This is a genomic window from Coleofasciculus sp. G3-WIS-01, from assembly GCF_040223135.1.
Taxonomy (GTDB): Bacteria; Cyanobacteriota; Cyanobacteriia; order Cyanobacteriales; family Coleofasciculaceae; genus Coleofasciculus.
This window is the reverse complement of sequence record NZ_JAVJZI010000225.1, coordinates 42066-48065: the sequence shown is the minus strand read 5'-3', so window position 1 is coordinate 48065 and position 6000 is coordinate 42066. Positions and strand designations below refer to the sequence as shown.

Below are 6000 nucleotides of genomic sequence, written 5' to 3'. Positions count from 1 at the left end.
ATTTTTCCGGAGTCTGCCCACCTCCTTAGTGTCTTGATTGAGATGCCTAACTCTTTTGCTGCATCTCCTATACTAAGTGTCACTTCTGGTGCTTCCATATCGTTACTGATATAGAGTACCTGACTATTATTACCCAATCAGGAAGAAATGTCCAGAAGTGTCCAGATATTTAGTGGCAGCTTCTAACCCCCGCACCCCTGCTTGCCATAGTTCCACGCCTTACGTCTCTACTTCCCCTGCTCTGCGGCTTCTGTGTCACTGTTAATAATCACGTTATAATTTGTTACGGATACCCAAAACATCTTCCCCATGAGCAATCGAGTCATTCATGCTTTTTTTGTCGGACGATCGCTAGCTCAAACTCTGGGCGATCGCGTAGAAGATGCCTTAACCAATGCTCTGAGCGAACTTGGCAAATTTGATGCTGAACAGCGCGAGCATTTGCAACAGTTTACTGAGCAAGTCATGGAAAGGGCGCAACAGGAAATGGAAATCGCCATGGGCGATCAGTATTCAAGTACTACCGTATCGACTGGCTCTCAATCCGTTGATCTACAAGCTACTATTGACGAGTTGCGAGCTGAAATTGCTCGCTTGCGGACTGAGTTACAGCTCTACCGCAATAAATCAGTGACCTAATTTGACAGATGCTGAAGGTGTTTTCAGGTTGAGCAAGCAAATTGACCATCTCCATGTAAGCCGGGAAACTGAGGAGCACAGGAATTCCAGGATATTTTAGCTGGTTAGTATTTAGAGTCATGCTGCACGCTTAGCGTCAGTATGTTAGTCTCATAGCAATCTGTGATATATTCTGTTGGCTGTAACCTGTTCCCTGCTCCCTTCAGCCGTTGGTTCACAGCTAACATAGGTTTGCTTAGCGTATTCTTAGCTTTCAAAGATTTTGAATTTTTATTAAGATTAAGAGGAGACCATCATTCAGGAATCTAGGTGTCTGCTGTTTCTGATAACTATGTTAACCTCAAGCAATATAAGGAACGCCAGGTGTCTAGCCAACGTTCCCTAAGAGGGATAAACCAAGACAAGGCATATCGTTGGAATCGGGAAAACTATTCCCGACAACGGCGATTCATTGATATTTGGGCATTTGTTTTAACTCTACTCTTCCAGTTGTGGCTCAACGGCAAACCTTGGAGCTATCCAGGGGGCATAACCGAGGCAAAACAGGCGGCTCGCCGTAAGACACAGGCAATCTGGATTCGAGATACATTTTTAGAGTTAGGTCCGACCTTCATCAAGGTGGGACAGCTATTCTCAACCCGGTCTGACTTATTCCCTGGTGAATATGTAGAGGAACTGTCTAAACTACAGGATCGCGTCCCCGCTTTTAACTACGATCAAGTTGAGGCAATTGTCAAGAAAGATTTAGGGAAATCTGTAAGTGAACTCTTTGGCAATTTTGATCCGATTCCTCTAGCAGCAGCCAGTTTAGGACAAGTCCACAAAGCTCAACTCCAGAGTGGAGAAGAGGTCGTGGTCAAGGTACAACGACCGGGCTTGCAGAAACTGTTTACGATAGACCTACAAATTCTCAAGGGGATTGCCCGTTACTTCCAAAATCACCCCGATTGGGGTCGAGGTCGAGACTGGATGGGCATTTATGAAGAATGCTGTCGCATTCTCTGGGAAGAGATTGATTATCTTAGTGAAGGTCGCAATGCCGATACCTTCCGCCGCAATTTCCGCACCTATAATTGGGTAAAAGTTCCTCGTGTCTATTGGCGGTATACCTCAAATCGAGTCTTAACCCTAGAGTATGCTCCAGGAATTAAGATTAGTCACTACGAGGCATTAGAAGCCGCAGGATTGGATCGGAAACTTCTGGCTCAACTTGGGGCAAGAGCTTATCTTCAGCAGTTGCTCAATGACGGTTTCTTTCATGCCGATCCCCATCCCGGTAATATTGCGGTTAGTCCGGAAGGATCACTGATCTTCTATGATTTCGGCATGATGGGGCGGATTAAGGCAAATGTCCGGGAAGAGTTGATGCAGACGCTTTTTGGCGTTGCCCAAAAAGATGCTACTCGAGTGGTCGAGTCTCTAGTCGCGTTGGGTGCCCTGTCTCCCGTTGATGATATGGGTCCTGTGCGGCGTTCGATTCAGTATATGCTGGATCACTTCATGGATAAGCCCTTTGAACAACAGTCGGTGAGTGAAATTAGCGACGATCTCTATGAAATTGCCTACGGTCAACCCTTTCGCTTTCCGGCAACCTTCACGTTTGTGATGCGAGCCTTTTCCACCTTAGAAGGAGTGGGTAAGGGCTTAGACCCAGAATTTAACTTTATGGAAGTGGCAAAACCTTTTGCTCTGCAAATCATGACTAACGGTAATAGCCCTGAGGGCAATAGCTTCTTAAATGAATTGGGACGCCAAGCGGCTCAAGTGAGTAGTACGGCGTTGGGATTACCTCGGCGGATTGAGGATACGATTGAAAAATTAGAACGGGGAGATATACGCCTACGGGTTCGTTCTATTGAATCTGATCGGATCTTGCGCCGCATGAGTAGCATTCAGATAGGAACAAACTATGCGTTACTACTCAGTGCATTCACATTGTCAGCTACGATCTTATTTGTTAATGGTCAAGCCGGGCTGGCATTAGTTGTGGCGTTAGTCGCCGCCGCGATCGCAACTGCCCTAATTCGTTTACTCCGAAGGCTCGACCGATTCGATCGCATGTTATAAATCCCATAAGGTTCTTGACGTCAGCACAAACTTTATGAAATGTTGCTTCACGGGTCTCACTGATCCGGGCTTAATTCGTACCGTAAACCAGGACTATTACTACATCGATCCGAAGGGACGCTTTTTCATTGTCGCCGACGGCATGGGCGGTCATGCCGGGGGACAAGAAGCCAGCCAACTGGCTACTGAGGTCATTCAGGCTCGTTTAGAGCAGCAATGGCTAGATTCAGTCCCTTCGGAATCATTACTGGAACAAGCCCTCTACGACGCCAATCAGGCAATCTTAGAGGATCAAAAAAAGCATCCCGAACGGGCAGACATGGGCACGACGGCGGTCGTCGTCATGTTCCGTAAAGGTCAGCCATGGCTGGCTCATGTGGGTGATTCTCGCCTCTATCGATGGCGACAATTAAAACTCGAGCAAATGACTGACGACCATACCTGGGTAGCACGGGCCATGAAAGCTGGGGATCTGACTCCAGAACAGGCGCGAATGCATCCCTGGCGTCATGTTTTGTCTCAGTGTCTAGGTCGCAAGGACTTACAGTCCGTTGATGTAGAGTCTATGGAGATTCAGTCAGGAGATTTCCTGCTCCTTTGTACCGACGGGCTGACTGAGGAACTCTCTGACACCGCGATCGCGTCCCATCTCCAGTCCAATGGGGATGGCGAAGATATCGCGGCTAACCTAATTACCGCCGCCAAAGAAAAAGGCGGACGGGACAATATCACCGTGATTCTGGTGAAAATTGACGGGATCTAACCCAGAGAGCTTAAAAAATTGTTAAATTTTCGGGCTTGCACCATTTAATCGTCACGGCGATCCCTTGAGCGCCCTCTTGTTCTAAATCCTCAATGTAACCTGCTTCATAAGACGCGGATTCTTCAGGGCTATCATAAGGTCCAAAGTAGTAAGTGACCGCAGGTTCTGCGGTGACAATTTCTACCCACCAAGCGAAGGAACTCTCTTGCTCTGTGTCCGAAGTTAGGGTTTGTATGCTGACAATCTTGCCCCCTAATTGAGAAATTCGCCGCATCGTTTGGTTCATGCGGCTGTACGGAACTCTGATAAAGACAGAACTACTCCGACGAATCGGGTAGCTGAGGGTGTCGGTGGCTGCACTCTGACGCAAACCGACGACTTCATAAATAAAATAACGATTATCCACCAAGATACTACCTGTTAAGTCAGCAACACTTGAAAAGAACAGTCCTAACTCCCCACCCTAATCAGAAGATAGGTAGGGGATATCAGAAACAGGGGAGGAAGGTTTTGATTATGGGAGTTGTGAGCATTCTCCACAAGGATGTCTCACATCGCCCAGTTTTACCTATAACCGCCACCAATATTTGTTATCAGATCCCCAGAGGATTGTCACTACTTTTTTCCAGACAAGGAGTATGGGGATGAGGGGAAGCAGGGGAAGCGTGGGGAGCTTGTAGAGGCGTAAGGCGTGGAAGTATGGCGAGCGGGGGGAGCTTGTAGAGGCGTAAGGCGTTGAACAACGAAAGAAGAATCCTCGCTTGAGCGCGATGGGAGTTGTCAAGACCAAAGACCTCGCTTGCCATTCGGCATAATTGTTGCCCAATTAGTTTTAGCTAAGGCTAACTGTTCCTCCGTAATTTTGGCATTGGCAAGATTTGCACCACAGAGATTCGCCCCCTTAAGATTGGCATGATTCAGATAAGCAAAACTTAAATCTGCCCCGCGTAAATCTGCCCCCTCTAAATCTGAATTGCTCAAATAAGCCCGTCCTAAATTGGCATCTCGCAAATTCGCTCGATTTAAACTTGCCTGACCAAAATCAGCACTGGATAAATCAGCGCCTTGTAAATTAATCCGAGTTAACTTTGACTGGTAAAAAATTCCGCCCGATAAATCAGATTTTTGCAAATCTAACCCACTTAAATCATGAGCAGCAAAATCTCTCCGACCTTTCATATATGCCGTTAAAACACCATTAGCATCAAGCTTTTTGGGTTTACTGGCGGCAAAACTTTGGCTCGATGGGATATCCCCCTTATAAATGGCTGTCACTGACCCAGATACAAAGTTACTGTGGGGATTGCCATTACCAATGGTGTGGGGAGAACCCGGACGGCTGCGTTCCCGTCGTTCACGACGCTTACGAATCGCCGCCGCTAACTTCTGGGTTGCCGATGAAGGAGATGAAGGAGAACTGGGCGAGTCTACCTCTTTAGATTCAGGGGTATTGTCATTTGGATTCGATAGCCCAGAGGTTGGCGTTGCCAAGCCTTGAGCCAAACTATCAAAATAAGGTTCTAAATCTAGGGCTCTGAGAATCTCTTCTGCTGTTTGATAACGATGGCGAACAGAAGCCTCCAGCATTTTTTTCAAAACATTAGCAAAATGATCACTGACTTGCACATATTTGCGCCAGACCATTTCACCGGTTGAGGGATTGTAATCTAAATCTTTTGGTGATTTCCCGGTGAGCAAATACACACTAGTCACGCCGAGGGCATAAATGTCACTAGCATAAACAGGTCGCAATGCCATTTGTTCCGGCGGTGCAAAACCGGGAGTACCAATAGCAAAATTTGTCAAGGCGGTTTGATCAGAAGTATTGGCAACGGCGGCTTGGTTGACTTCATCTTTAACCGCGCCAAAGTCAATCAAGACTAGTTTCCGGTCTTGCTCTCGTCGAATTAAATTAGCCGGTTTGATATCCCGGTGGATCACCTCTTGGCTGTGGATATATTTAATCAGGGGAAGAACTTCACTCAAAAATTGCTTAGCCCCAGCTTCTGAGAGTGGACCCCATTGTTTAATTTCCTGCTGTAACGTGAGTCCACTAATATACTCCTGTACCAAATAAAACTGATGATTGTCTTGAAAATAATCCAACAGTCGGGGAACTTGAGGATGATTGCCAATCTTACCCAGGGTTCTGGCTTCTCGCTCAAATAGCTTCTGAGCCATTTCCAGAACCTGCGATGTAGTGGTTGCAGGACGAAGTTGTTTAATGACGCAACTGGGATTGCCAGGAAGAGACTCATCTCTGGCTAAAAACGTAGCGCCAAATCCGCCTTGACCGAGGGCCTTGAGCACACGATAGCGATTTCGCAACATAATAGAATGACCACACGCCTGACAGGTAGTGGCGTGCGGCGGATTTTTGGGCTGAGGACAGTCAGGATTTAGGCAGTAGCTCATTCAGCATCACCAATAGGGCGTTTGTCCGGGTTAGGACGAAAGCTTTCTCAATTGTGATCGAAGCACCCGGCTTATCTATAAGATCTATAGTGGACATTAGTGGGAAACGCACCGCC

The 6000-nt window shown here is 47.0% G+C and carries 6 protein-coding genes; 3 read left to right on the top strand and 3 right to left on the bottom strand.

Annotation, left to right across the window (positions count from 1 at the left end):
* On the bottom strand, positions 1-98 hold a 98-nt coding region (locus RIM23_RS23115; RefSeq protein WP_446365327.1), incomplete at its 3' end, for a MerR family DNA-binding transcriptional regulator.
* A gap of 211 nt (positions 99-309) precedes the next feature.
* On the opposite strand from RIM23_RS23115, the gene RIM23_RS23110 reads away from it, so the two are divergent.
* The 3 genes from RIM23_RS23110 (at position 310) to RIM23_RS23100 (ending at position 3469) form a co-directional block, all read left to right on the top strand.
* A complete protein-coding gene (locus tag RIM23_RS23110) occupies positions 310-639 on the top strand; it encodes a DUF6825 family protein (RefSeq protein ID WP_446369697.1) in 330 nt (109 codons plus the stop codon).
* Between the two features lie 363 nt (positions 640-1002).
* Positions 1003-2706, top strand: coding sequence for an ABC1 kinase family protein (locus RIM23_RS23105; protein WP_446369705.1), 1704 nt, complete (start codon positions 1003-1005; stop codon positions 2704-2706).
* Between the two features lie 34 nt (positions 2707-2740).
* Positions 2741-3469 (top strand): Stp1/IreP family PP2C-type Ser/Thr phosphatase, encoded by a 729-nt coding sequence (locus RIM23_RS23100; protein WP_446369695.1) that lies wholly within the window; start codon positions 2741-2743, stop codon positions 3467-3469.
* 10 nt (positions 3470-3479) lie between these two features.
* Here the strand turns inward: RIM23_RS23100 and RIM23_RS23095 are convergent, their stop codons facing one another.
* Both RIM23_RS23095 and RIM23_RS23090 read right to left on the bottom strand, forming a co-directional pair.
* Positions 3480-3875 carry a DUF1816 domain-containing protein gene (locus RIM23_RS23095; RefSeq protein WP_446369703.1) on the bottom strand — a complete coding sequence of 132 codons (396 nt, stop codon included), beginning with the start codon at positions 3873-3875 and terminating at the stop codon, positions 3480-3482.
* Positions 3876-4249: 374 nt separating this feature from the next.
* Complete coding sequence (locus tag RIM23_RS23090; RefSeq protein WP_446369693.1) at positions 4250-5884, bottom strand: protein kinase domain-containing protein; 1635 nt, start codon at positions 5882-5884, stop codon at positions 4250-4252.
* Between the last annotated feature and the right edge of the window lie 116 nt (positions 5885-6000).